The sequence below is a fragment of the bacterium genome, from assembly GCA_013360215.1.
Lineage (GTDB): Bacteria > CLD3 > CLD3 > SB21 > SB21 > JABWCP01.
On the sequence record JABWCP010000016.1, the window covers coordinates 1 to 24742 of the forward strand.

Below are 24742 nucleotides of genomic sequence, written 5' to 3' on the forward strand. Positions count from 1 at the left end.
ATCACGCACTTGCGCCAATACGTTATTGGAAAATTTTACGAAATCATCATTTTTAGCGACGAAATCCGTTTCGCAGTTAATCTCTACCATGACCGCAAAATTGCGCGCATCGTTGACCGATGAAAGTACGGTACCTTCATTGGCAACACGGCTTTGTTTTTCGGCTGATTTTTTGAGACCGCGTTCACGGAGAATTTCTACCGCTTTGGCGGCATCCCCGCCGGCTTCAGTGAGTGCTTTTTTGCACTCCATCATACCCGCGCCGGTTTCTTCGCGTAATTTCATTACGGCCGAAGCACTAATTTCTACAGCTGACATATTTTTATAAAACTCCTGTTCCGAGGTTTGTAAAATTCCGGTGCACGGAATTAATCTTCTTTTTTCACTTCTTTTTTACCGAGACGCTTTTTGTTGAAATTCGTCTCTTCATACTTCATACGGGTTTCATCTTTGACCCGTTCTTCATCCACTTCGGCGATTTCTTTTTCTTTAGCAGCAGCTACGGCGTGTTGGTTGGCTTCCGCAACGGCATCGGCTATAGTTTTGGTGATCGCTTCGATGGATTTGGTCGCGTCATCGTTACCTGGAATTACGTGCTGAACTGTATCCGGATCGCAATTGGTATCCACGATAGCAAATACGGGAATTCCGAGCACATTGGCTTCTTTGACGGCGATGTGTTCTTTTTTAACATCCACGACAAATACCGCACCCGGTAATTGTTTCATATCTTCGATACCGCCGAGCACAATCTTAAGTTTGGCTTTTTCGCGCTCCAACATGAGGCGTTCTTTTTTAGTAATCTTTTCAAACGTACCGTCAATTTCTTTTTTCTCGATATTCTTCATGTGCTTGATGCTTTTACGAATTGTCGAGAAATTGGTGAGCATACCGCCCAACCAGCGTTCCGTCACAAAGAAGGAATTGGCGCGTTTGGCTTCATTTTGAACGATTTCTTTAGCTTGTTTTTTGGTTCCGACAAAAAGAACACGTTCACCGTTGGCAACAATTTTTGCCAGCGCTTTGCAAGCACCTTCCAGTGAATGGACCGTTTTACGCAAATCCAAAATGTGAATACCGTTCTTTTCCATGAAAATATACGGCTTCATTTTGGGATTCCAACGGCGGGTCAAGTGACCAAAGTGTACGCCGGCCGCTAAAAGTTCTTCCGTTTTCTTTTTGGGATCAAATGAGACTTGGACTTCAGACATGAGAAACTCCTTACAGGGTTAAACGACCACTTTCGTCGCTTTTGAGCGAAACTCCGCCGGTAGCAGCGGGGCACCCTCGTTCAAATCAGAAAGTGTGATTGTTTGAAAATACGCACTGCATGATTCATTCAGTGCTTTGTTTAAAAATATAAAAGAAGTCGGTCACACACATAGCGCGTATGACCGACACCACTTTTTCGATTAACGAATTAACGTTTGCTGAACTGGTAACGCTTACGAGCCTTAGCCAAACCGTATTTACGACGTTCTTTCATACGGGGATCGCGGCTCATCGCACCGATGGGTTTCAGAGCTTTTTTCATCTCTTCATCGATTTTTACGAGGGCACGCGCGATACCAAGACGAATCGCGCCGGCTTGACCACTCGGTCCGCCGCCACGGGTCAAAGCAATCACATCATATTTGGAACCGGCTTCGACTACCGTCAAAGGTTCGGTCACGTGAATCTGATGCGATCCGCGGGGAAAATAATCTTTGATGTCGCGATGGTTGATCGTCACCTTGCCGTTGCCGGGTACGAGGCGAACTCGTGCGGTCGCGGTCTTGCGGCGGCCAACAGCTGCTAATGGTGCGCTCATGGTCACTCCTGTTTATAAATTAAAATTTTAACGTTTCAGGATTCTGAGCTGAATGCGGATGTTTTTCGCCCGCATAAATTTTCAGCTTCTTTATCATTTTAGCGCCGAGCGTGTTTTTGGGCAGCATGCCATGCACGGCCAAATACACAACGCGTTCCGGTTTGGTGCGAATCATATCTTCAAACTTAGTGATTCGTTGTCCGCCGGGATACATCGTATTATGAATGTATTCTTTGATTTTTGTTTTTTTGCCGGTCAAGCGAACTTTGTCCGCATTCACTACGACCACAAAATCTCCGCAATCCATATGCGGCGCATAATACGCTTTGTTTTTGCCTTTGAGAATTGACGCTACACGGCTGGCAAAGCGACCCAGTGTTTGGTCAGCAGCATCCACGACGAACCACTTCTGTTTGATTTGGTCGGCCTTGGGCATCAATGTCTTGTTCGAAACTTTCACGGTATAAACTCCTTAGAGCCTAAATGTATAAAAATATTATAACTTACGCATTTTAGGGGACGCAATATAATAAACGACCTAAGACAATGCAAGAAGTTTTTAATAAAAAAGTAATTGATTATTATTCATGCGATAAAGACCGTTTTTGTCATTCGCATCCTTTGCTCTAAACCCCTTTTAAACAACGATCTATCAGCCGATTTTTTAATGCCGTATTTGTTCAATCATACATTCGAACATTCTTTTCTAAAAAACTGCGCATTGTTTCAGCGGAACGGTTATCATGCACGGCAAACTGTTCCAGTTCGGTTGTATCATTTTTCAAGTAACCACCCGGTTGTGTTTTAGAGCCGACACTGATCGAGGTTACGCCAAGCTTCAATGTGCGATTGCGAAAATCGGGTGATTCGCGCGTCGACATCGCTATATCCCAATCCGGATTGATCCATCGAAATACCGCAATCAAATAATGCAAATCACTCTCAAATACATCGGAGGCTTTATTTTGCACACCGACAGCAGGTCGAATACGCGGAAATGAAATAGTGATTTGCAACTTGGGATACGCTTCTTTGAGATACGCCGCATGCATGGCTAAAAAAAACGCATCCACACGCCAGTTCTCAAGCCCGAGCAAAACACCTAATCCGATTTTCGAAATCCCCGACATCGCAATGCGATCCGGTGTTTCAAGCCGATGGCAGAAATGCGACTTCATTCCGCGCGGATGATATAGACGGTAGTTAGTCTCATGATACGTTTCTTGATATATATAAACCCCTTCACACCCGGCTTCGCGGAGTAAAGCGTAGTCATCCGTATTCAACGGTTGTACCTCGATCCGTACATGGTCAAATAATGTTTTGGCTATACGCACAGCCTCCGCAATATAGGTTACGCCTGCAAATCGACGCTCTTCGCCTGTGACCAATAGCACACGACGAACACCCGTCGCCGCTATCGCTTGTAATTCTTTTTCGATCTGTGCTTGATTGAGCACAACGCGTTGAATTTTATTTTCTACACGAAATCCACAATACGTACAACTGTTGTGACAATAATTTGACAGATAAAGCGGGGTGTACAAATGAATCGGGCGATGGATTTGCTGTTTAGCTTGTTGAGCTATTACATGACGATATGCGTCGGAGGCCGGAGAAAGCAGAGTTATAACGTCTTCGGGAAATTTAATATCAGACGCATCGGCAAGGATATTTTCTACCGATTTTTTTGTTCGTGTGTCTAAAAGATTCTCTACTACAGGCCAGCGATAAGATTGCCAACGCGAATAAAAAGACATAGTAAGATTAATGTTTGGAACAACAGGATTCGCTACTACCGGCAGCCACGGCGTGCATATCCGGACTGATATACGGGATACCAAGAGACAGCCCCCTGAGAATCAATAAAACAGCCACGCCACCTACTACGACAGGAATCAATCTAGTGATTTTCTGGCGCGTTGTGGTGGTAATGAATTGACCAAAAATTGCAACAGCGGTCATTGCCGGCAACGTGCCCAATCCGAATAATGCCATATACAACGCACCTTCCCACGCATGACCTGTGGCCATAGCACCTCCGAGCGCTATGTAGACCAATCCACACGGTAAAAACCCGTTGAGTAAACCCAGTGTGAGGAGTGATGTAGGATTGGGATCACGCAGAACTTGACCAAACCATCTCCGCATCGCTGTCCAACCGCCCTGGAGCGATGAGTCCGGCCATATTTTTTGTTTGATCGAATTCGGCAGAAAAAGCGCTAACAAAATGGCCACACCAAGCCCAATAGATAATCCTTGTTGGAGCCCAACGGTCTGCAGCGTCGCACCAACTGCCCCTACAACCAAACCCATCATGGCATATGTAAAAGCTCGGCCGCCATTGTACAGCAAAGCTGATCTTACCAGCATAAACCACCGACGATCACGTTGTGGTATCGCTAATGCCAATGGACCACACATGCCGATACAGTGGAAACTTCCAAGTACACCCACCAATAATGCTGAGTATATTTCAAACATAATAAGCGACTCGCCGATTTATTCGATGTAAATTACATCTTCAAGATAATAATCATTATTTTCCGATTTCCATTCTAGCTTTGCACGCCACATCCCGGGTAATGCTTTTTGTAAATCTATCGCTTGCGATCGTAGGCTGTCAAGCTTCAAAGGTACGACGATATCCCGATCGGCATCCGATGCACGATACAAGGTCAGTGTGCCGCCTGTGATTTGTGAGATTGGCTCAGGAAAAACTACTGTCATCGCACGCTCGGAAATATTCCATGTCGGTTTTTGTTCCAACTTCTTCGTACGTTTGATCGCTTGAATTCGCTTTTCATAAGCAATCTCATTGTCGTAATAGTTGGTACTTACTAAATCCTCACGACTCATGGAGGAAACAAATACCATTCCAAGAATGAGAAGCGCAAAACCAACATAGAGCACAGTGATTCGGAATCCCCAGTTTTTAAATAATGACATACCTCTTCCTTTCACTGCATTGGTGACACAAACGAAGTTTCTTCGGTTGAAACTTTCATTCCGTCTTTATATACACCTATTTTAATTCTAGTATTCATCGTACGGATTGACTTACGCGGAATATCTACTAAAAACGTAGACTCTACCAATTCGTCCGGATGCAACCGCAATTCATGGGTACCGATCAGTGCAATATTACCTTCCACACCTTCAAGTTTAAACTCAATTTGCATCGCATCAAATGTCTTATTGAGCACTTTGGCTGTATACACATTCCGTATATCACCATTCTCCATAAGTTGGAAGATCGGTCCTTTCGCGCGTAAAATCGTTGTTTGAATATCTTTACGTTTGAAAAGGAAAACAGACGTCACTGTAATCAATACAGTGAGGACCGCCGAATACAAAACAATACGCGGCGTAATTTTGAAAGGTAATTTTTGCGAAATAAGATTATATGAGCCGTAGCGGATGAGGTTTTTAGGCCGCTTGATTTTTTCCATGACGGAGTCGCAAGCATCCATACATGCCGTACAGTTAACGCATTCCATCTGTGTGCCATTACGAATATCAATTCCTGTCGGGCATACCTGTACGCATAATTTACAATCAATACAGTCACCCAAGTTTTCACCATCGGTATTCCCTTTTTTTAGTTTTCCTCGGGGTTCACCACGCTGAAAATCATACATGACACCGATGGAATTTTTATCCAGTAATACGGACTGCAGGCGGCCATAGGGACAAACATAGATGCAAGCTTGTTCGCGAAAACGGGAAAAGATACCATAGAATATCAGACTAAAAATCGTCATCGCCGTAAAACCGTTGACGTGCATCCCGATCGGATCGTTGATGATTTTGAATAACTCATCAACACCGATAATATACGCGAGCAAGGTGTTACCGATAACCCACGAAATCGCAAAAAAGATAATATGCTTAAATGTTTTCTTGAGGATTTTGTCGGCATTCCATGGCGCTTGATCCAATGCGTATTGTTTGGGTCCGTCACCTTCAATCCAGAATTCGATTTTTCTAAAAACCATTTCCATAAAAATCGTTTGGGGACATGCCCAACCGCACCAAATACGCCCAAATACGGCAGTAAAAAGGACGATAAATATGACGATGGAAAGAAACGTGAGCGCAAAAAGATAAAAATCTTGCGGCCAAAAGGCTAAACCAAATAGTATGAATTTTCGCTCCAGTATATTGAGCATGATAAAAGGATGGCCATCTACTTTGATAAACGGTACGCCAAAAAGCACGACGAGTAGAATGATCGAAACGATCACTCGCCAATGATGAAATGCTCCGGCGACAAGCTTTGGGTAAATCCAAATACGTGCACCTTTTTTATCAATAATTCCTATACGGTCTCGATACGTTTCACCGTCCGCATTCTTAATCTGCGCTAATTCCTCTTTTATCTCAGCCATAATACCGCGTAATCAACTTTCTTTTTATTGTTTGACCAGATCACCTTGCGGCGCTTTAGCATTCGGTGGATTGGTACCCCGTAGTGTTAGAATATAACTGGAAACCAAAAGCACATTTTTTTCACCGAGTTGTTTCCAAGAAATCATTCCTTTTTCGGGAACACCTTTCCAAGCCGTTCGCACGACATTATTGATACCCGCGCCGTGAATCCAATAATCGTCCGTCAGATTAGGCCCGATACCACCTTCGCCCAGTTTACCGTGACAAGGTACACAGTTAACGGTGAAAATCTCTTTGCCTTTACCGAGGCTTGCGGCATCGGTTAGAGCCGTAAACTCTTTAGTAAGTTCTTCTTCTTTCGGTTTTTCGGCGGCCGGCATAAAGGCTACAACGCCTTTATTGGTCGGGTCGGTTGGCTTATAATAATACGGGCCTTTGTAACCGGTACCAAGCACATCAGCTTTTTGATAATTAGGATCCATTTCTTTGGTCCATGTATTATCAAATTCTTTTTTGTATTCATCCACCGAGCGATCGCCTATTTCCAAAACATGATAAAATATCAAGTAGATGACAGCCCAAACGATCGTGATGTAAAACATATTGACCCACCAGGGCGGGAGTGGATTATCGTATTCGCGAATGCCGTCATAATCATGATCAAGCAATTCATCTTTGACTTCAGCCATATTATTTTCCTCCGTGTTTGTATCCGTTGTTTGATACAGCGATTTCTTCGCCATCGAGCGGCATCGTTTCCATATGGTGCAGATGCCGCTTATCTATACGCACAAGCCACGCGATCAGACCCACAAAAAAAACGAAGAAGATCACGAGCGCTATGGTCGGCCATATTTCCAGACCGCCTGCGTTTTCCAAAATGCGACGTAACATTATTGTTTCACCTTGATATCGGTTCCCAATCGTTGCAAATACGCGATCAAGGCAACGATTTCTTTATCCGGTGTCGTGGGAAATCCGTTTTGTGTCAAGTCGCCTGCAACAGCCGTTGCTTGCGCTCTCAAATCATTATTGGCTACCTTCTCATATCCTTTTTCATACGGCACACCTACGATCTGCATGGCCGAAATTTTCTTTTCTGTCGTTGATATATCGAGACTATTTTCAAAAAGCCACGGGTAGGCCGGCATGATCGAACCCGGTGAAATAGCTCTGGGATCCATCATGTGACTATAATGCCATGAATTCGTGTATTTGCCGCCGACGCGATGCAAATCCGGACCTGTACGTTTTGAGCCCCATTGGAACGGGTGATCATAGACGTATTCGCCGGCTTTGGAGTATTCGCCATAGCGTTCCGTTTCGGAACGGAAAGGACGCACAAGCTGCGAGTGGCAAGTATAACATCCTTCACGGATATAAATATCACGCCCTTGTAATTCCAGCGGTGAATAGGGTTTGACACTGGCAATAGTCGGAATATTGGATTCCACTGCAAACGTAGGAACGATTTCCAAAATACCGCCGATAGCAACGGCGATCAGCGTTAAAACGATAAACGGTAAAGGCTTGCGTTCGATAAGGCGATGATAATACGATTGGCCATGTTGCACATATTCTTTAGTCAATGCCGGCGCTTCCGCTTTTTCGTCGGCAACAAACTGACCTTGTTTCGCCGTTTTGATGAGATTGTAAACCATGATAAACATGGATGCAAAGAACATCGTACCGCCGATCGAACGAATCACGTACATCGGGATGATCTGCGTTACCGTTTCAAGAAAATTAAAATATTGTAGTGTACCTTCCGGTGTGAATTGTTTCCACATCAGACCTTGCGTAATACCGGCCCAATACATCGGTACCGCGTAAAACACTATACCGAGAAATCCTAACCAAAAATGCGCGTTGGCTAATTTTTTAGAGTACAATGTGGTATTCCACATTTTGGGTACAAGCCAGTATAAAATACCGAAAGTCAGGAACCCGTTCCATCCGAGTGCGCCGATATGTACGTGCGCGATCGTCCAATCCGTAAAGTGGCTAAGCGCATTGACATTTTTTATTGAAAGCATCGGACCTTCAAATGTTGCCATACCATAAGCGGTCACAGCAACCACCATAAATTTGATCACCGGTTCTTCACGTACTTTATCCCAAACGCCACGTAACGTAAGAAGACCATTGATCATACCGCCCCAACTCGGTGCAATGAGCATGATCGAAAAAACAGAACCCAACGATTGAGCCCAATCCGGAAGCGCACTATAAAGCAAATGGTGCGGGCCTGCCCAGATATATAAAAAGATCAATGCCCAAAAGTGAATGATCGAAAGACGATACGAGTACACAGGACGATTAGCCGCCTTGGGCATAAAATAATACATCAATCCGAGATACGGCGTCGTAAGGAAAAACGCTACGGCATTATGGCCGTACCACCACTGTACCAGCGCATCCTGCACGCCGGCAAACACCGAATAACTCTTGAACCATCCTGCGGGAATGGCCAGCGAATTGACGACATGCAACATAGTGACCGTTACCCATGTGGCGATATAAAACCAAATCGCGACATACATGTGGCGTTCGCGGCGCTTGATGATCGTACCGAACATATTGATACCAAATACGATCCACACGAGTGCAATGGCGATATCGATCGGCCATTCTAATTCTGCATATTCTTTACCGCTGGTAATACCAAGCGGCAAGGTGATTGCGGCCGAAACGATGATCAGCTGCCACCCCCAAAAGTGAATATTACTCAACGTATCGCTGAAAAGCCTTGCTTTGCAAAGTCGCTGCAGCGAATAGTAGAGACCCATAAAAATCCCGTTACCGACAAACGCAAATATAACCGCATTGGTATGCAGCGGCCTGATGCGTCCAAATGTCAACCAAGGGATATTCAGGTTAAGCGCCGGCATATAAAGCTGGATGGCAATGATCACGCCGACCAGCATACCGACAATACCGAAAATAACAGATGCGATAGCAAACTTCCGCACGATACCATTGTCGTACTCAAATTGTTCGAGCCGACCTGCCACCTGCGGTTCATGCGCTACGGATGTCTTTTCCATGACGTTTAATTCTCCGTGGATGATGAAGGGTTTGAGGTTATGTGATTTTGATTTTCGTCTAATAGCATGCGCATCGCGGGTGTATGCGTATCTTCATACTGTCCCCTGTTCATGGCCCATAAAAATGCAGCCAAAAAACCAAACGCCAGCATCAGGCTGACGGCGATAAGTACAACTAATATGTTCATACGTTTCTTAATGAAGATATCGGTACCTCCGGTACCGTTTTTAAAAGTTGATTTTTTCTTGCTATCCATCGAACGGCTATAACCGTGAAGGCTACCACGGAGATTGCTGAAATAGGCATGATCACTGCCGCAGCTACCGGCGCCAAAAGACCTTGCACAGCTAAAGTAACAGCCACAAGGTTATATAGTAGTGTGAGTCCGAACGCCGCGTACACTGTTTTTTTGGTTTGTCTAGCAAAAATTAAAAAACGCGCTAACTGTGGCAGCGCTTTAACATCCATGATCGCATCGGAACTCGGCGTGAACGCAGCCGTGTTTTCGGCAATCGCTACGCCCACATCGCTCTGCTTGAGCGCTCCGGCATCATTGAGTCCGTCGCCAATCATCAAAACACGACGTCCGGACACCTGCTGCTGCCGAATAAATTGTAGTTTATCTATCGGTAATTGCCTAAAAAGCATTACCGCACGGTTGGTAAACAATTGCTCTAGCCGATTTTTTTCACGGTCACTGTCTCCGGAGAGTACGAAAAGTTGATAGTCCTTCGGTATGACTTTGCTCAGGTATTCTGTGCCTTCTCGAAATTCTGATAAAATTGTAAAACACCCCAAAAGCGATCCATCAATCACAATATGCACCTGACTGCGTTGCGCATCACTGTAAAATGGGGAGTTTTCTGCCGACGGTAACCCTTCTAGCCATGCCAAGGAACCGATTTTCACATGATGACCATGTACGGTTGCTGTAATTCCTTTACCTGATATTTCTTCATACCGATCAACGACATACGTTTCAACGTGATCCAGATGGTCATATACTGCACGGCTAAGCGGGTGTGTAGAATTACGAACTACGGCAGCAATAATAGCTTGCTGTTCTTTGGTCAACGGGCTTCCTTCAAACGAAACCGATGAACTTTGCGACTTAGTCAACGTTCCTGTTTTGTCAAAAACGATCGTATTGATCGCTGCTAGGTTTTCTACGACATGATAGTTTTTAATATAAAGTTGCTGCTCCGACAGTACGCGCAATGCGGTGCCAAATGTAAAGGGAATGGAGAGAGGTAAACCGCACCCGCAGGAAACAATCAGAACCGAAGTCACCGTGTCAATCAACATGGCCGGATCGGTCGCATACCAATACACGCCCGTCATAACGGCGATTGTTAATACGGCCGCCGTAAAATACTTGGCCACCGTATTGGAAATATTCTGAATTCGACTTTCCGATGAACCCGTGAAGGCTTCTTGATTCCACAACTGTTGCAAATAACTTTGTGATACTTCTTTGACCACTTCCACTTCGATAGCGGAACCGGTTTGACGCCCTCCGGCAAAAATTTTATCACCCTGCATCACCGATACAGGTATACTTTCCCCGGTAACAAAACTATAATCAATCGTCGCAATCCCATTGATCAATACGCTATCCGCCGGTATGAGCTCCTGATAACGAACAATTAACACATCTCCAACCCGCACCTGTTCGATCGGTATCACTATGGCGGAATCGCCTGTTTTTTTCTGTACCGCAAGCGGAAAATAGGATTTCAGATTGCGTTCAAACGACAACGTATAAAATGTTTTTTTCTGAAATATTTTTCCTATCAAAAGAAAAAAAGTAAGCCCTGCCAGCGAATCCAAATAACCGGAGCCGAATCCGTGGGTGATATCCCAAAGGCTGCGAACGATCAACGTCGTTATACCGATCGAAATCGGTACGTCCATCGTGATCGTTTTTTCTTTTAGCGCATTAAATGCTGACGAAAAAAAACCGCTCACGGCATATAGTAACGGCAGCGCTACCACGATGCTTAAATATCTAAAATAATCCCTCAGTGGCGCCTCGATCTGCCCGCCGGCAAGGTAGTCGGGTAATGCCAGCAACATAATGTTACCAAAACAAAAACCGGCTATACCTAACTTGATATATAGATGACGCTCGACGGCAGGTGCTGTAGCCCCAGCTTTATCGTGCCTTGAAAAATCGGGTTCATAACCTATCGAAGCAAGCCTTTCCGCTATCTGCCGCAATGATGTCAATCGATCATCAAATAGGATATAAGCTTCCTTACGTAGGAAATCTACACGTACCGATTGTATACCGGATTCCATTTTATGCAGATGTTCCAAAAGCCAGATGCATGCGCTACAATGAATTTGCGGTAAAAATAACGTTACACGAACACGATGATCATGTTCGAACTGTATAAATGAACTCCGTAACTCAGGTATATCCAGAAATTCATATTTAACATTAACTTTGGCTTTAGGAAGGGAGCGCGCGCCGTCTTTAAGATCGTAATATTCCCCCAGATCATGCTCGTGCAAAATTTGATAAACCCATTGGCATCCTTGGCAGCAAAATGTTTTTCCGCTGATTTGGACTGTGTCCGTATCGCAAATATCACCACAATGAATACACGTTTGCTTGGATTGAATAGTTGTTTCTGCCATAGACGGTGAGTTAGACATTTTTTTGTTAGACGGTTTCGAAATTACAATGAGGATAAAGGAATCCTCTGTCAGAATTTCTGATAACTAATTATAATTTTTTTACAATTCCTTCTCAAAGATGTGAATCATCTTTAAGTATGACTTTTATCAGGCAATATCGTTTTTTCATTAGATTAATTATCATAAGATGAAGTTTTATTTATATTTAAATAAATTTAAACAATTAAAATAAACTACATTCCTGATTTAATACCATTTATATAATACATGATTTCAGATGTTTTTTAGAGTTAATCAATTTTGGTTGGAATAAATTTTAAAAATAAATGTTGCAACATTAGGTGTTATAACATATATTAACCTAATTAGTTCATAATCCACTTAACCGTTCTAAACATAAACAGGAGTTACCAGATGAATCGCATGATGGTTTTTGCCGCCGCATTGCTTATCAATGTAAGCGCATTTGCACAGTCCAATTGGGGTGTTGATGTTTCTCACTCCAATGTTCTTTTCACAGTTTCCCACCTTGTTGTTTCCGATGTACAAGGCTATTTCAAAGAATTTGATGCAACCCTAGGTTACAGCAAAGAAGATTTTTCTGATGCTACCGCTACGATGACCATCAAAGTCAACAGTATCAATACGGGAATCGAAAAACGCGATGCACACCTTAAAGCTGACGATTTTTTTGCGGCCGACAAATTTGCTGACATTACATTTGCAAGCAAATCATTCAAAAAAACCGGTAAAAACACGTTTAAAATAACCGGCGATCTCACTATGCGTGGTACCACTAAAACCGTGGAATTAGACGCTGTGTATCGCGGCGAGATCAAAGATCCGTGGGGCAATACCAAATCCGGCTGGAAAATCAATGGCACCGTCAATCGTTTTGATTACGGCCTCAAATGGAATGCCGCAATGGAAACAGGTGGACTTGTCGTAGGAGAAAATGTTGATATTACCATTAACCTCGAAATGGTAAAAAAGAAATAAACCCCCTTTTCCCCTTATATAAGAGGCGACGCAACTTCGGTTCGTCGCCTCTTTTTTATTTAATATCACTCATAGTTTTTTTACATTAATACCATGCGTATCGAAGAGCGAATACATCAAAAGAAATTTCGTAACGAATACCATAAGCTTTTAGCTAATATCGCCTACCACCATCACTGGCTTATGGTCGAGCAACAAAAATTACTGAAACCGTTTGGCATTTCATTTACTCAATGGAATGCCTTAAGTATCTTACGCGGCCAATATCCCCATGCGGCTTCGATTCTTTTGATCAAAGAACGCATGATTGATCAAAGTTCGGATGTGTCACGTTTGGTTTCACGATTATTACATAAAAAATGGGTTACGCGAACTACTTGTCCGAAAGATCGTCGTCAGGTTGATGTCGTCATAACACAAAAAGGCCTTGACCTGCTTGCTCAGATTGATCCCTTAGCTGAACAATTTGAAAGCCTGATTACTCATCTTGACGAAAAAGATGCGCAATTGGTTAATAGCATCATGGATAAATTGAGAAAGTAAAATCATGCGTTTTTTTATTCTCTTATGTCTATTTAATTTCTCAGCTTGCTCCGTCAAACAGTCATCGCCTATTACAGAACAACCTTTTACCCCCTCACACGAATTTAGTTCCTATTGGTATCAAGGGCAGGCTGAAATTACACGTTATGAACTCACGCAAGCCCGCTATGGCGAATTACGTAAGGGAAATGCAATTTTAATTTTTGTCACGGAGGATTTTCTCACCGAAAAACAAGTCAAATTAGAAAATTATACACCCGATTCGAAGGCGCATTCAATCCCCATTTTGAAGCTTAATTTTGTTTCAAATTTTAATACCGGCATATACAGCTATTCACCGATGGTTTCCGCATTTATGCCGCTTGATACATCTCGCTACCGCTACCCTATCAAAATCACCGGTTCCGTCCAAGAGTGGTGCGGTCTTGTATTTACTCAAATCAATCATCGTAACAATCAATTTAACGTACAGAGTTATTCATACTTCGAAAATGAAGGCGACGAATCATATCCTCTTGAACCTGCCTGGCTTGAAGATGCATTGTGGACTAAGGGGCGCCTTGGCCCGACCGCTTTGCCTACCGGCCGTATTCGAATAATCCCGGGACTTACCCAATCACGATTTTTACACCGTCGTCTGGGTGTGGAAACGGCTGAAGCCTCGATTCAGGAGTTACCCGATGATCGCGGACAAACAGGTCCAATCATTTCATACAAAATCGAATATACATCCTACGATCGTACACTCATCATCAACTTCAAAAAAGCGTGGCCTCACGAGATTACTTCGTTTGAAGGAATTTATATGGATGGTTTTGGGGAAAAAGCCAAGAAACTGCACTCCATTGGCATCAGGACACACACCATTAAAACAGACTATTGGACTAAAAATACCAATGCGGACTCCACCTATCGTGAATTGTTGGGCCTTAAATGATACGAGCTATTTTTTTTGATCTTGGAAAAGTACTTGTAGATTTTGATTGGAATACTGCGGCTGAACATATTTCTCGCAAGTCTGAACTCAAAATCACTGAAATCATTTATCGTTGCACAGCCAGCGACATAGCCATTGCATTTGAATGTGGGCAATTAGATTCAAAAGAGTTCCTTGAAAAACTAAAATTGAGTTTGAGATTTCGAGGAACAAACAATGAACTTCATTCTTTGTGGACTGAAATTTTTACCCCCATCCATAATAACATTGAACTGCTTTATCGGTTGAAACCACACTATACTTTAGGTTTGATTTCCAATACAAACACACTTCATTTCGATTATATCTGCAACACGTATGATTTTACCAAAGAATTTGACAAACTAATACTATCATACGAAGTTGGTGCGATGAAACCCGCTCGACAAATCTTTGAAAAAGCCATTGTCGGTATGAGCCTTCACTCTGAAGAAATAATTTTTATTGATGATATTGCGAAAAATCTAGTTGGCGCTACGGACTTAGGTTGGCAGACTATACATTATACCGGGCACGACGCCTTGATAAAAAATCTACAAATATTTAATGTTATCATATTAAAATAGAAAAGAGGGGTTCAATCGAACCCCTCTTTTATCAATATTAATTTCAAATCGCTTTTATACCAAACCTTGATCCATCATAGCGTTAGCGACTTTTAAGAATCCGGCAATATTTCCTCCAACCACATAGTTACCCGGGTGACCGTATTCTTTTGCTGTATGCAATGACGTATCGTGTATACTCTTCATGATACCACGCAGACGTTGATCCACCTCTTCAGCGGACCACGGCAACCGCATACTGTTTTGTGTCATTTCCAGACCGGATGTTGCTACACCGCCGGCATTGGAAGCTTTACCGGGTGAAAACAGAATACCGGCTTGTTTGAACACTTCGTAGGCATCCAGAGTACTCGGCATATTAGCGCCTTCGCAAACGCAGATACATCCGTTTTTTACAAGCTCTTTGGCGTCTTCGACGCCAAGTTCATTTTGTGTAGCGCATGGTACGGCAACATCCACTTTTACACTCCATGGACGTTTGCCGGCATGATACTCTACTTTGAACTCATCAGCGTAATCTTTGACGCGGTCTTTACCGCTTGCACGCATTTTGAGCATATAATTTATTTTTTCACCTTGAATGCCGTCTTTGTCATATACGAAACCATCGGGACCTGAAATAGTAACTACTTTGCCGCCCAATTCCGAAATTTTAAGTGCCGCACCCCAAGCCACATTGCCAAATCCCGATACGGCAAAGGTCAACCCTTTAATGTCTTTACCTTTGGTGCGCAGCATTTCTTGTGCAAAATAGGTAACGCCAAATCCTGTAGCTTCCGGACGAATCAAAGAACCGCCCCAGTTGATACCTTTACCCGTGAGAACACCGGTAAATTCATTTTTCAGCCTCTTATATTGACCAAAAAGAAATCCGATTTCGCGACCACCGACGCCGATATCCCCTGCGGGAACATCCAGATCGGCACCGATATGTCTGTACAGTTCCGTCATAAAACTTTGGCAAAAGCGCATCACTTCGTTATCACTTTTTCCTTTGGGATCAAAATCCGAACCGCCTTTTCCGCCGCCCATGGGCAGCGTAGTTAGGCTATTTTTGAAAACCTGTTCAAAAGCCAAAAACTTTAAAATCCCGAGATTGACGGACGGGTGAAAACGTAAACCACCCTTATACGGCCCGATAGCGCTGTTCATTTGCACGCGAAAGCCGCGATTGATATGTATTTCTCCCTGGTCGTCTTGCCAAGGAACACGAAACATGACTACACGTTCCGGTTCGACCATACGCTCTAATATTTTAGCCGTACGATATTCCGGATGACGGTCTAATACCGGTTCTAATGATTCGGCCACTTCTTGGACTGCTTGATGAAATTCCGGCTCCGCCGGATTTTTGGCTTTAACTTGCGCCAAAACCGATTTGACGTAGTCTGACATACTATGCCTCTACCTGGATTAATTAAAACAAATTTTATTCATTTCCGCGCAAATCTCGTTATTTATACTCTGAAAGTCAATATTTTTGGAATGTTATCTGGCGTGAGAGACTCTAGTTACCCCCATATTTCGCTAAATTAATTTGGCTTGTGATTGGAATAAATATAGGCCTGCAACTTTATGTTTTAAAACACTCACTTATAGTATTATGGCGTGTAAGTTTGACCGCATACTTTTGGTTTCCGCTAATTTATGAATATATGTGAGATCTATCCCACATGGAGAGGTCAGCAATATCTTTTAGTTAAATTATTTTTAATTGGGCTAAAGAAGAACATGCTACATTGTAGCCAATAGGACGAATGCCGATCCTACTATCATGTAGGCATTATTTAAAGAGTGCTCCTTATCGACCAATATACGTACCCACCCTTATCCCGAAAGCAGTAAAATAGTTCGCTCGTGCCTGTAGGATTTTCTGGTGAGCATGTAAAGCTTTCCATATTTAGTTGTTGCCCATTAATTGTTCTCCTATGAATTTTCCAAAAAAAAACCCTTCCTCGATGAGGAAGGGTTCTTGTCAAAGGAAGATATTCTTAGAATTTAAACCCGACGGAAAAACGATGTGTTCCGCCAAGAATTCCCATATTCAAATAACCGTAATCAACAGTAGCTCCAAAGCTGTCGTTGAATTTATAATCAACACCAGCGCCCATAGTCAAACCGCTCATACCAGCATCGCTACCGGTATTATAGTCACGGTCTTTTTTCAATGTCGAAGTGTAGCCTGCGCGAGCAAAAAACATATTTTGGAATCCATATTCCAATCCAAAATTTGTACGGCTGGCTTGAAAACTGTTAATATTTTGCTCTAACATACCCGTAATCGAATTCTGTTCGTTACGCATCAAATCCATACTGGCACCAAAATTAACAGAAGCCGGCATATTGAAGAATTCAGACTCATATGCCAAATAAGCCGTTTCGTTCGTCAAAGGATCAACTGTAATGGTTTGTAGGAGACCATCACCTTTGTATGATGCTTGAGGGCCAAGGTTGTTTACAACAAAACCTAACTTCAAACCACGGAAATCGGTGTTATAGGTAAAGCCAAAATCAAACGCATAATTGCTCGCGCTAACAAGATCAATTTGCGAATTGATAAATTTGACCGTTAAACCGCCGCTTACTCGATCCGTGACTTGTTTGGCAAAAGTTACACCTACGGAAAGTTCGTAAGGTGCATAATTTCCAATTCCGCCATCAGGATTTGCTTCACTTGTGCGCTGAATATCGCCATAACTCATGTAGTTAATGCTGGCGCCGATCACACCTGCATCACCCATGGGAAATGTTATCGCACCGTAGTTTGAAGAAATGCCTGCAAAATGATTCAAATAAGAAAAACTAAATGTCGGCGAAGTAGCTGCTGACACATTAGCCGGATTCCAATAAATAGCATTGGCACCGGATGTCGTAGTAATGCCCGATTGGCCGAGCGCGACTTCACGTGCGCCCATCGGAACTTTGAGGAACATAAAGCCGGCCGTACCGCGCTTTTCTTCACCTGCAAAAGCATTGATGGTGTACATCAGTGCCAAAGCTAAGGCTAATATCTTATGTTTCATACTTTCTCCTTTTGTGATTAGTAGTCCCGCCGACAATGTCGGCGGGGTTACTTTAAACTGCTTCAATACGATTATCGAATATCCGGACCGCTAATCGTATATTTCTCCATGATGACAGCAAATTTCACTGTCTTCTTACCATATCCAGGAGCGTCAACTAACGCAATATACATTCCGCTTGCAACACCATCACCGGTTTCGTTCAGCAGATCCCATATTTCTGTGCTGGTTTGGGCTGCTGTCGCATCGAAAGTGATATCCAACGGATTGGTATTTAAACGATCGTTGTTGGAACCTGCAGTATGACGCAACGTGCGCACAAGGTCACCGGCGACAGTAAATATACGGATCGTACATGTACCCGGCAGACCTGTGAATTTGACGCGTTTGTCAAATAAGCTAGCCTGGTATGTCGAACGGCCGTAGTAAGGATTAGGTACTACAAGAATACCATCCATACCTTTTTTCTTTGCACTGGATGTCGTAGCCGTTTTACCAGCCGTCGTAGAATAAGTGTATGTATCCGACGGTGTAAGTACGTGATTTACACGGAATTTGAACGTACCATTATCAATCCAGTTGGAGAAGATATTATGACGTTCTGCTGCCGTGATAGCCGTTCCACCATCTGAGCCGGCACCGCGAGCCGTGACATATAAGCCATGTAACGTCGCCGCATCGGCATCCGGCGCTGAAGAAACTGCGTCACCACGATATCCCATCCACATGACAGCGTAGGAAACTTTATCATATGGCGCAGTATAAAAGCCCAGAGCGCGCGTACCGCCGCTATAGGAGTTGGTGTCAAAGTATGTATAGTTAAAGCGACCGACACCACCTGAAGTGTAAGAATTAACACCGTCCATTGTCCAAGCATCGAATGTATCACGATCGCGGAAGTTCACTTCGATTTGACGCGGAGCGGTATTACCGTCTGTTTCATCCACTTCGAACACGGAGAAAGGAGCCAACGTAGTATCATTAGAAGCCGCGGTGGAACCTGTGCCGTGTTTGTAAATGACCTGCCATCCCGAAGGATCGCGGCTCATCACGATATCAAAGTCACGACGATCCGGTATCTCAACGCCACCGATACCCCAGAATTCTTCAGTAAACTCAATAACTCCACCAAATTCGGTAAGCCCGCCGGGACCTGACCACCAGCGAGTTTCTTTTCCTAATCCTGTGCGATAAGCACCGTATTCGTATGAAGAACTCTTCCAACCGCTGGCATCTGTTACTTTGATCATAACGCCATCAACGATGCCGAATTCTTCCTGATCCGGATGACCCGCTTGGGCAATCGTTGTGTTAAATAAGCGATCATCGTACACATAGTCGCTATCATTAGGAGCGGTCTTATCCGGATTATAAACTCCATTATTATCCACATCCACGTACGTATCGGGATTGTCCACAAGATTTGAAAAAGCAACCGTCTGATTCGTTGTCGTATTGATCACGCGATACGCGAGTGTTCCTTCGGCGATACCATGGAGCGGTTTGCCATCCGCCGAATCATTGGTTGTAAACATTTCGATACGGTAGTTATTACCAGTCACTGCACCGGGATTGACCACTTCGATTTCGACAACGCCGTCGCTTGGTCCTGCGTGTGTAAGCGTTGAAACTGAACCGTTAAAGTCGTTTCCTGCCACGGCCGCCATCGGCGTAACGGCGGTCACATTGGAGCCCGTTGAGGTCTCAAGTGAACGCGGCACAACCGCAAACGGGTAAGGTACATTACCCATCAAAGGATCATTAATTAAAACATTGGCTATAGCAATGTAAGGCTGAGCATCATATGCCGTAACAGAATAATAATATGTCGTAAGATTGGTTACTTCTTCATCTACATAGCTATAACGCAAACCATTATCAGTGCCCAGGATTATTTCACGGCTTGAGAGGGTACCATTGGCATCAAAATACAGCTCCCGAATTCCCGTGATACCGTTATTATCATCATATTGCGCGAGCTGCGTAAAGGAGCCGGGTAAACCGGTCAAACTGCGATATACGCGATATCCTTCGAAGTCCATCACACGATAATCTGCGGTATATGGGGTTTCTGGATTCGTGGTACGTATATAGGCTTTATTGGGATCGCCGAAATGATCTTCGGAATATTCCGAATTATTTTTCCAAGTTACAACTACTTTTCCGTCCAAACCGGCCAAGGACATTAGAGGTACATCCGGCGCTGACGGCGCTGCCAAATCCGCATCAAAAATAGTCTGGATCAAGTCATCCGTAGCAAACATTTTAGCTACGGCATTAAGGTTATCTACCGTACTGTTGGTACGATTTACATTAGCACCGACCACACCGGCCCAAACTTCCTGACGTGCACCGGCAACCACTTCAAACGGGCCTACACCGTGTAGAATACGTTTATCCGTTGGATTCGCATCAAGGGGGCCGGTCTGCGAAACAGGATCACCAGGGAAGAACCAACCACCATACGAATTTGGGCTAACTGATCCGGCATTAGTCAAGCCTCTTAATAAGTTATAACGTTCCGTGTTATTATTAGGATCGCCATTGTTATTGTACGTATTAAGCGTCGTAGCGCCAAGCCAAATCGAATCGCCACCTAATGTGCGACTAGCTACTAAACCAATATTTTCATCAATAACTTTCACTTTTTTATGACCAGCGTTTTTGACAGCCAAAAAAGGCGAAACACTTGCCGCAGAAACTACAGGACCCTGGAAGAAATCAAAACCAACGGCCGAATGAGCATCACTTTCATCAACATTGTATACGAAGCCCAAACCGCGTGAAGAGTCGGAACCGATTAAATCGTTGCCCGAATTATCCACATCGGCATCCATCCACAGACCCAAATAAGAATTCGGATAATTTGTGTTGGTTTTGTTGTCAAATATGAACTTCAAAAAGACGCCATCGCCCGCATCACCGCGATCGGCTAATACGATGGATTCGAGGGTAATTTGAATACCAAGACCGGCATAGGGACTGGAGGTTGTACCTTCCTGGCTCAGTGTGGTATCCAAATCATTGAAAACAGCCCACGTAATGCCTACACCGCCAGAGGAATATAAGTAGGGATCACCTGATGAAGTTTTATCACCAGGCCATGCTAGCCAATCCGCATTGTTTTCACTGGAGGCGTCTCCAGATTTCTCGTCAATATAGTATACTTTATATTCAGGAAGCAGCGGATCCGCAGCTGTCAACTGTTCAAATGGAACGTTGGAGTTCGTGATCGGACCAGGTTGAAACTCCGTTCCAAACTGAGTCTCAGACACAACCGGTACACCATTCTTGATAGTACCCAACCATGCACCGGCTGCGAACACGATGGTGACATTACTTCCCTGAGGGAATTCGCCTCCTGCGTTATTACCATTTTCGTCGGCATCCGGCGAATCATACATAAAGGAACCTTGATTACGCATTACGTAATTCCAATTCGTTCCTTTACGTTTAACAAATATAATGTCCACAATATCCGGTTTACGTAATTTCATTTTAAGACGCGTATTCGCATCTACTTTTGCAATACTTGCAGTATTCATCGTTGCTATTAAGGCGACTACCGCCGCAACGACTACCGCAGGTATTACTATCCACTTTTTCATACTCATTGTATAACTCCTGTATTTGATAACTATCTTCGCTTGTAATATAGAGGGTGCTTTCGGATGAAAGCACCCTCCGGATCATACATTAGAAATTGAAGATAACGCCAAGACGTGCTTGACGGGGTGTATCCCAACTAAAGCCATCATGATGATTGACATCATATTGTGGCAATCTACGTGCTTTTTCTACTTTTGAATAGTCGTTCCATTCAGGCGAATTGATAAAACCTGAATCATCAGCACGACCACTACTTGCAAATACCGTGTTCACGTTTTTACGATCAAGAAGGTTTAACACTTGGACGTAAAGATTGACATTCATGTTCTCATTGATATAAAACGTCTTATCCGCTTTCATATCAATGCGGAATGTCCACGGTGAGCTTTGTGAATTACGGCGTGCTGTAGCATTACCTGCCGGTACACCAGTTTGCTGGATCGCTACTACCGTCGTCGGAGTATACGGGAAACCACTACCAGCGGACACGAGGAAGTTTAGTCCTGCATTCTCAATGATATTCATACCTCCTACGGACGGGCCCTCACCTTTACCATTACGCACATCTACATTGGCATTAATGTTGTGACGTTGATCAAAATTCAAAGGGGCATTAAAACGGGCCGTGTTGAATCCAAGCCAGGAAGCACGGAAATTAGAATTTGTTCCCGAACCTGACCCTGTAGCTGTCTGCAGAGTATAAGCCAAACGACCGGAGAATTTACCTATACGACGGGCCTCAAGTGAAATATTCACGCCCTGTATAACGCCGGCATCCTCGTTATCATAGATGATTAATCCATTGGGTATCGAAGTGATCGGGCTTGAATTCACAAGATCCGTAATATCCTTGTAGTATGCTCCGACGTCAAGTGCTACCTTATCACTCAACGCACGGCGAAGTCCGACTTCATATTGTGTGCTCTTTTCAGCTTGAAGATTGGGATTTCCCAATGTCGTTGCAAACGGAGCATTTAACGATTGTTTTTCGAGAAATGCCGGGGAAACATACAAATCTTGCAAATTTGGCTGTTGGAAGAATCTACCATAGCTCATACGGAACTGCGTTTTTTCAGAAATCGGGAAGCTGATCGAAAAACGCGGAGAAATACGATGGTCTGTCTTAGCTGAAGTATAGTCTTCTGAGCCTAAAACTTGATCAGCACCGGTAGGATTACCTAGATCTTTAACACGTTTCACACCGGGGTTAAACGCGTCATAACGAATACCAGCACGCAATACTAATCCTTCGTATTCTAGTTTGTCTTGAACAAACGTCGAGAAACTTGTCGGATGCGGAGGTCCCATAATCGGAGTTTCCGCATTTAGATTATCAGAATTAACCTTCTTAAATTTGATTTTGCCAGATGAAGTGACATAGCCTTTGTATCCGATGTTATCATTGGAACCTGTAACCGGATTGTCAATATCAAGGATATTCAAATAACGAATCGTGTGATAAAAATAATCCGCACCAATTTTGATCTGATTGTGCTTATCCAATTGGTTGGTATAGTTGGCTTTGAACGCAATATACTGGTCATCATCACGACGATAATTGAGTATGCCGTTATTCGGATCAAAAAGGAGATTATCCGCTTCGTACGTTCTAAAACCTGTTGAACCTTTTTGACGATCCGCATATTCACCCACATTATCAAACTCAAGAAAATCATTCATGAGCTTACGGGTATTGGAAAAATAGTTGATCCCCAAATCAAAAAAGCTGTTTTGATCCATAGTATAGGTTGCTATAGTACCTACGTTTAGGTTTTGAATCTCACGGCGAAGATTGTCGGCGAGAGACAACGTTCTGGCAACCGTATTGCTACGGCGGACCGTATTACTATAATTACCCGATACGTCAATTCGCAGTTTGTTCGGCATTACGTCAAAGGTTAACTTGGCTTGAAGGTTTGTTCCTCTATCGGAATTAATACCCGCGCCGGAAAGACCGTCAGGACGTGCACCTTTTTTATATTTTACATTGCCGTTTTTGTCAGTTTTCCAAATAACGGTATCAATCGGTACTTTAGGCGTACTACTAGGCGTATCACCATCACCATCATGGTCATACAAACGGGCACCTTTTTCAAGTTCAAACTCAGGATAGCCCCAAACACTAGGTTCCGCATCATCTATTTCACGCACTTCACCGGAAACAAAGAACCGAATCATGTTATTATTCGGAATCAACGGTCCACCGAAACCCGCACTCAACACTTTATAACCATAGGTTTCCGCAATACCGAGACCGGCCGGATCACCGACAGCTTCGATATTACCGCTATAACGTTGCGAGCCTGATTTCGTTGTCACTTGAATAATACCCGATTGATTACGTCCGTATTCCGCATCAAAACCACCAGTAATCACTTGCACTTCTTCCACGGCACCCGAAGGTACATTGGCATTGGAAGTACCGGTCAAAAGGTTGTTTTGTTGGAAACCGTCCATATATACACCGGTTTCAGACGAACGACCGCCGCGAACATTGACATTGGCAGTACCACCGTCAAGGTTACGGGTATTGCTGACCACGATACCGACGCCAAGGTTAGCCGCCGCCTGGAAACCACGAACCGGCAGGTTCTTGATTTCTTCAGCCGTCGTAACGGACATCGTCATGGTTTGATCTTTTTGGATCAAAGGACGCTCGGCAACAACTACCTGCTCTTCGCCAGATACCGACGTAGCAGAAATTTCGAAGTCCAAACGTGTCGTAAAGTCCGGAATCACACGGACGTTTTGTTTGGTCAACTTCGTGTAACCGATCATGCTTGTGGCCACCGTATAAACACCGGCGGGAACGTTGAGGATCGTGTACTCACCTTTGGCGTTGGTCGTTGCGCCCATGGAAGTACCCTCGATCAGGATATTCACACCCGGAAGTGCGTCACCCGATTCCTTGTCTTTTACCACACCGGTGATCTTGCCCGTATTACCTGCAAACAGGTACATCGGAAGCAAGAACACCATTGTTGCCACCAGCAACAATCGTTTTAGTCTCGTACTACCAGACATAATGTCCTCCTTCTGTTGGTTATTAAGAGCGTGTACGATGAATGAATTTTTTTCGATAAGTTTAGTAATCATATCTTTTCTCATTTACCTCCTTTGTAAATGCACATAG

The 24742-nt window shown here is 43.7% G+C and carries 21 protein-coding genes and 1 pseudogene; 4 read left to right on the plus strand and 18 right to left on the minus strand.

Annotated features, from left to right (window positions below):
* From tsf to HUU58_10680, 14 genes and pseudogenes are all read right to left on the minus strand, one after another.
* The coding region (tsf, locus tag HUU58_10615; GenBank protein ID NUN46123.1) for a translation elongation factor Ts at positions 1-318 on the minus strand (318 nt) is incomplete at its 3' end.
* Positions 319-368: 50 nt separating this feature from the next.
* Entirely contained in the window at positions 369-1211 is an 843-nt protein-coding gene (gene rpsB / locus HUU58_10620; protein NUN46124.1) for a 30S ribosomal protein S2, read from the minus strand.
* A 209-nt stretch (positions 1212-1420) separates the two neighbouring features.
* Positions 1421-1810 (minus strand): 30S ribosomal protein S9, encoded by a 390-nt coding sequence (gene rpsI, locus HUU58_10625; protein NUN46125.1) that lies wholly within the window; start codon positions 1808-1810, stop codon positions 1421-1423.
* A gap of 19 nt (positions 1811-1829) precedes the next feature.
* The gene (rplM, locus tag HUU58_10630) at positions 1830-2246 is read right to left on the minus strand and encodes a 50S ribosomal protein L13 (GenBank protein NUN46126.1); all 417 of its coding nucleotides are present in this window, start codon (positions 2244-2246) and stop codon (positions 1830-1832) included.
* Between the two features lie 244 nt (positions 2247-2490).
* A complete protein-coding gene (gene thiH, locus HUU58_10635) occupies positions 2491-3570 on the minus strand; it encodes a 2-iminoacetate synthase ThiH (protein ID NUN46127.1) in 1080 nt (359 codons plus the stop codon).
* Positions 3571-3577: 7 nt separating this feature from the next.
* Complete coding sequence (locus tag HUU58_10640) at positions 3578-4294, minus strand: sulfite exporter TauE/SafE family protein (GenBank protein ID NUN46128.1); 717 nt, start codon at positions 4292-4294, stop codon at positions 3578-3580.
* An 18-nt stretch (positions 4295-4312) separates the two neighbouring features.
* Entirely contained in the window at positions 4313-4759 is a 447-nt protein-coding gene (locus HUU58_10645; GenBank protein ID NUN46129.1) for a FixH family protein, read from the minus strand.
* Positions 4760-4770: 11 nt separating this feature from the next.
* Positions 4771-6201 carry a cytochrome c oxidase accessory protein CcoG gene (gene ccoG, locus HUU58_10650; GenBank protein NUN46130.1) on the minus strand — a complete coding sequence of 477 codons (1431 nt, stop codon included), beginning with the start codon at positions 6199-6201 and terminating at the stop codon, positions 4771-4773.
* 24 nt (positions 6202-6225) lie between these two features.
* On the minus strand, positions 6226-6804 hold the full coding sequence (locus HUU58_10655) for a c-type cytochrome (protein ID NUN46131.1): 579 nt from the start codon (positions 6802-6804) through the stop codon (positions 6226-6228).
* Positions 6715-6945 (minus strand): annotated as a pseudogene (locus tag HUU58_10660) (cytochrome C oxidase subunit III). Before HUU58_10660 ends, HUU58_10655 begins: the two are co-directional and overlap by 90 nt.
* Entirely contained in the window at positions 6893-7096 is a 204-nt protein-coding gene (locus tag HUU58_10665) for a cbb3-type cytochrome c oxidase subunit 3 (GenBank protein ID NUN46132.1), read from the minus strand. Before HUU58_10665 ends, HUU58_10660 begins: the two are co-directional and overlap by 53 nt.
* Positions 7096-9249 carry a cytochrome-c oxidase, cbb3-type subunit I gene (gene ccoN / locus HUU58_10670; protein ID NUN46133.1) on the minus strand — a complete coding sequence of 718 codons (2154 nt, stop codon included), beginning with the start codon at positions 9247-9249 and terminating at the stop codon, positions 7096-7098. The genes HUU58_10665 and ccoN overlap by 1 nt, the downstream gene beginning before the upstream one ends.
* A gap of 5 nt (positions 9250-9254) precedes the next feature.
* A complete protein-coding gene (gene ccoS / locus HUU58_10675) occupies positions 9255-9437 on the minus strand; it encodes a cbb3-type cytochrome oxidase assembly protein CcoS (protein NUN46134.1) in 183 nt (60 codons plus the stop codon).
* Complete coding sequence (locus HUU58_10680; protein ID NUN46135.1) at positions 9434-11893, minus strand: heavy metal translocating P-type ATPase metal-binding domain-containing protein; 2460 nt, start codon at positions 11891-11893, stop codon at positions 9434-9436. The genes ccoS and HUU58_10680 overlap by 4 nt, the downstream gene beginning before the upstream one ends.
* Positions 11894-12307: 414 nt before the next feature.
* Between HUU58_10680 and HUU58_10685 the strand changes: the two genes are divergently transcribed.
* From HUU58_10685 to HUU58_10700, 4 genes are all read left to right on the plus strand, one after another.
* Positions 12308-12892: a YceI family protein gene (locus HUU58_10685; GenBank protein ID NUN46136.1), complete on the plus strand. Its 585-nt coding sequence runs from the start codon at positions 12308-12310 to the stop codon at positions 12890-12892.
* Between the two features lie 93 nt (positions 12893-12985).
* Positions 12986-13435 carry a MarR family transcriptional regulator gene (locus tag HUU58_10690; GenBank protein NUN46137.1) on the plus strand — a complete coding sequence of 150 codons (450 nt, stop codon included), beginning with the start codon at positions 12986-12988 and terminating at the stop codon, positions 13433-13435.
* Between the two features lie 4 nt (positions 13436-13439).
* Entirely contained in the window at positions 13440-14372 is a 933-nt protein-coding gene (locus HUU58_10695; GenBank protein ID NUN46138.1) for a hypothetical protein, read from the plus strand.
* Positions 14369-14977, plus strand: coding sequence for an HAD family phosphatase (locus HUU58_10700; protein ID NUN46139.1), 609 nt, complete (start codon positions 14369-14371; stop codon positions 14975-14977). Before HUU58_10695 ends, HUU58_10700 begins: the two co-directional genes overlap by 4 nt.
* 54 nt (positions 14978-15031) lie before the next feature.
* Here HUU58_10700 and gdhA read toward each other — a convergent pair whose 3' ends face one another.
* The 4 genes from gdhA to HUU58_10720 form a co-directional block, all read right to left on the minus strand.
* On the minus strand, positions 15032-16372 hold the full coding sequence (gdhA, locus tag HUU58_10705; GenBank protein ID NUN46140.1) for an NADP-specific glutamate dehydrogenase: 1341 nt from the start codon (positions 16370-16372) through the stop codon (positions 15032-15034).
* 596 nt (positions 16373-16968) lie between these two features.
* Positions 16969-18000 carry a PorV/PorQ family protein gene (locus HUU58_10710; protein NUN46141.1) on the minus strand — a complete coding sequence of 344 codons (1032 nt, stop codon included), beginning with the start codon at positions 17998-18000 and terminating at the stop codon, positions 16969-16971.
* Positions 18001-18071: 71 nt separating this feature from the next.
* A complete protein-coding gene (locus HUU58_10715) occupies positions 18072-21608 on the minus strand; it encodes a hypothetical protein (protein NUN46142.1) in 3537 nt (1178 codons plus the stop codon).
* Positions 21609-21696: 88 nt separating this feature from the next.
* Positions 21697-24633, minus strand: a complete 2937-nt coding sequence (locus tag HUU58_10720; GenBank protein NUN46143.1) for a TonB-dependent receptor — start codon at positions 24631-24633, stop codon at positions 21697-21699.
* Positions 24634-24742 lie beyond the last annotated feature (109 nt).

What these genes read in the sequence shown, in the direction of transcription:
- rpsB (NUN46124.1), bottom strand. Translation starts at nt 1,211, where the DNA reads ATGTCTGAAGTCCAAGTCTCATTTGATCCCAAAAAGAAAACGGAAGAA.
- rpsI (NUN46125.1), bottom strand. Translation starts at nt 1,810, where the DNA reads ATGAGCGCACCATTAGCAGCTGTTGGCCGCCGCAAGACCGCGACCGCA.
- rplM (NUN46126.1), bottom strand. Translation starts at nt 2,246, where the DNA reads ATGCCCAAGGCCGACCAAATCAAACAGAAGTGGTTCGTCGTGGATGCT.
- thiH (NUN46127.1), bottom strand. Translation starts at nt 3,570, where the DNA reads ATGTCTTTTTATTCGCGTTGGCAATCTTATCGCTGGCCTGTAGTAGAG.
- HUU58_10640 (NUN46128.1), bottom strand. Translation starts at nt 4,294, where the DNA reads ATGTTTGAAATATACTCAGCATTATTGGTGGGTGTACTTGGAAGTTTC.
- HUU58_10645 (NUN46129.1), bottom strand. Translation starts at nt 4,759, where the DNA reads ATGTCATTATTTAAAAACTGGGGATTCCGAATCACTGTGCTCTATGTT.
- ccoG (NUN46130.1), bottom strand. Translation starts at nt 6,201, where the DNA reads ATGGCTGAGATAAAAGAGGAATTAGCGCAGATTAAGAATGCGGACGGT.
- HUU58_10655 (NUN46131.1), bottom strand. Translation starts at nt 6,804, where the DNA reads ATGTTTTACATCACGATCGTTTGGGCTGTCATCTACTTGATATTTTAT.
- HUU58_10665 (NUN46132.1), bottom strand. Translation starts at nt 7,096, where the DNA reads ATGTTACGTCGCATTTTGGAAAACGCAGGCGGTCTGGAAATATGGCCG.
- ccoN (NUN46133.1), bottom strand. Translation starts at nt 9,249, where the DNA reads ATGGAAAAGACATCCGTAGCGCATGAACCGCAGGTGGCAGGTCGGCTC.
- ccoS (NUN46134.1), bottom strand. Translation starts at nt 9,437, where the DNA reads ATGAACATATTAGTTGTACTTATCGCCGTCAGCCTGATGCTGGCGTTT.
- HUU58_10680 (NUN46135.1), bottom strand. Translation starts at nt 11,893, where the DNA reads ATGGCAGAAACAACTATTCAATCCAAGCAAACGTGTATTCATTGTGGT.
- HUU58_10685 (NUN46136.1), top strand. Translation starts at nt 12,308, where the DNA reads ATGAATCGCATGATGGTTTTTGCCGCCGCATTGCTTATCAATGTAAGC.
- HUU58_10690 (NUN46137.1), top strand. Translation starts at nt 12,986, where the DNA reads ATGCGTATCGAAGAGCGAATACATCAAAAGAAATTTCGTAACGAATAC.
- HUU58_10695 (NUN46138.1), top strand. Translation starts at nt 13,440, where the DNA reads ATGCGTTTTTTTATTCTCTTATGTCTATTTAATTTCTCAGCTTGCTCC.
- HUU58_10700 (NUN46139.1), top strand. Translation starts at nt 14,369, where the DNA reads ATGATACGAGCTATTTTTTTTGATCTTGGAAAAGTACTTGTAGATTTT.
- gdhA (NUN46140.1), bottom strand. Translation starts at nt 16,372, where the DNA reads ATGTCAGACTACGTCAAATCGGTTTTGGCGCAAGTTAAAGCCAAAAAT.
- HUU58_10710 (NUN46141.1), bottom strand. Translation starts at nt 18,000, where the DNA reads ATGAAACATAAGATATTAGCCTTAGCTTTGGCACTGATGTACACCATC.
- HUU58_10715 (NUN46142.1), bottom strand. Translation starts at nt 21,608, where the DNA reads ATGAAAAAGTGGATAGTAATACCTGCGGTAGTCGTTGCGGCGGTAGTC.
- HUU58_10720 (NUN46143.1), bottom strand. Translation starts at nt 24,633, where the DNA reads ATGTCTGGTAGTACGAGACTAAAACGATTGTTGCTGGTGGCAACAATG.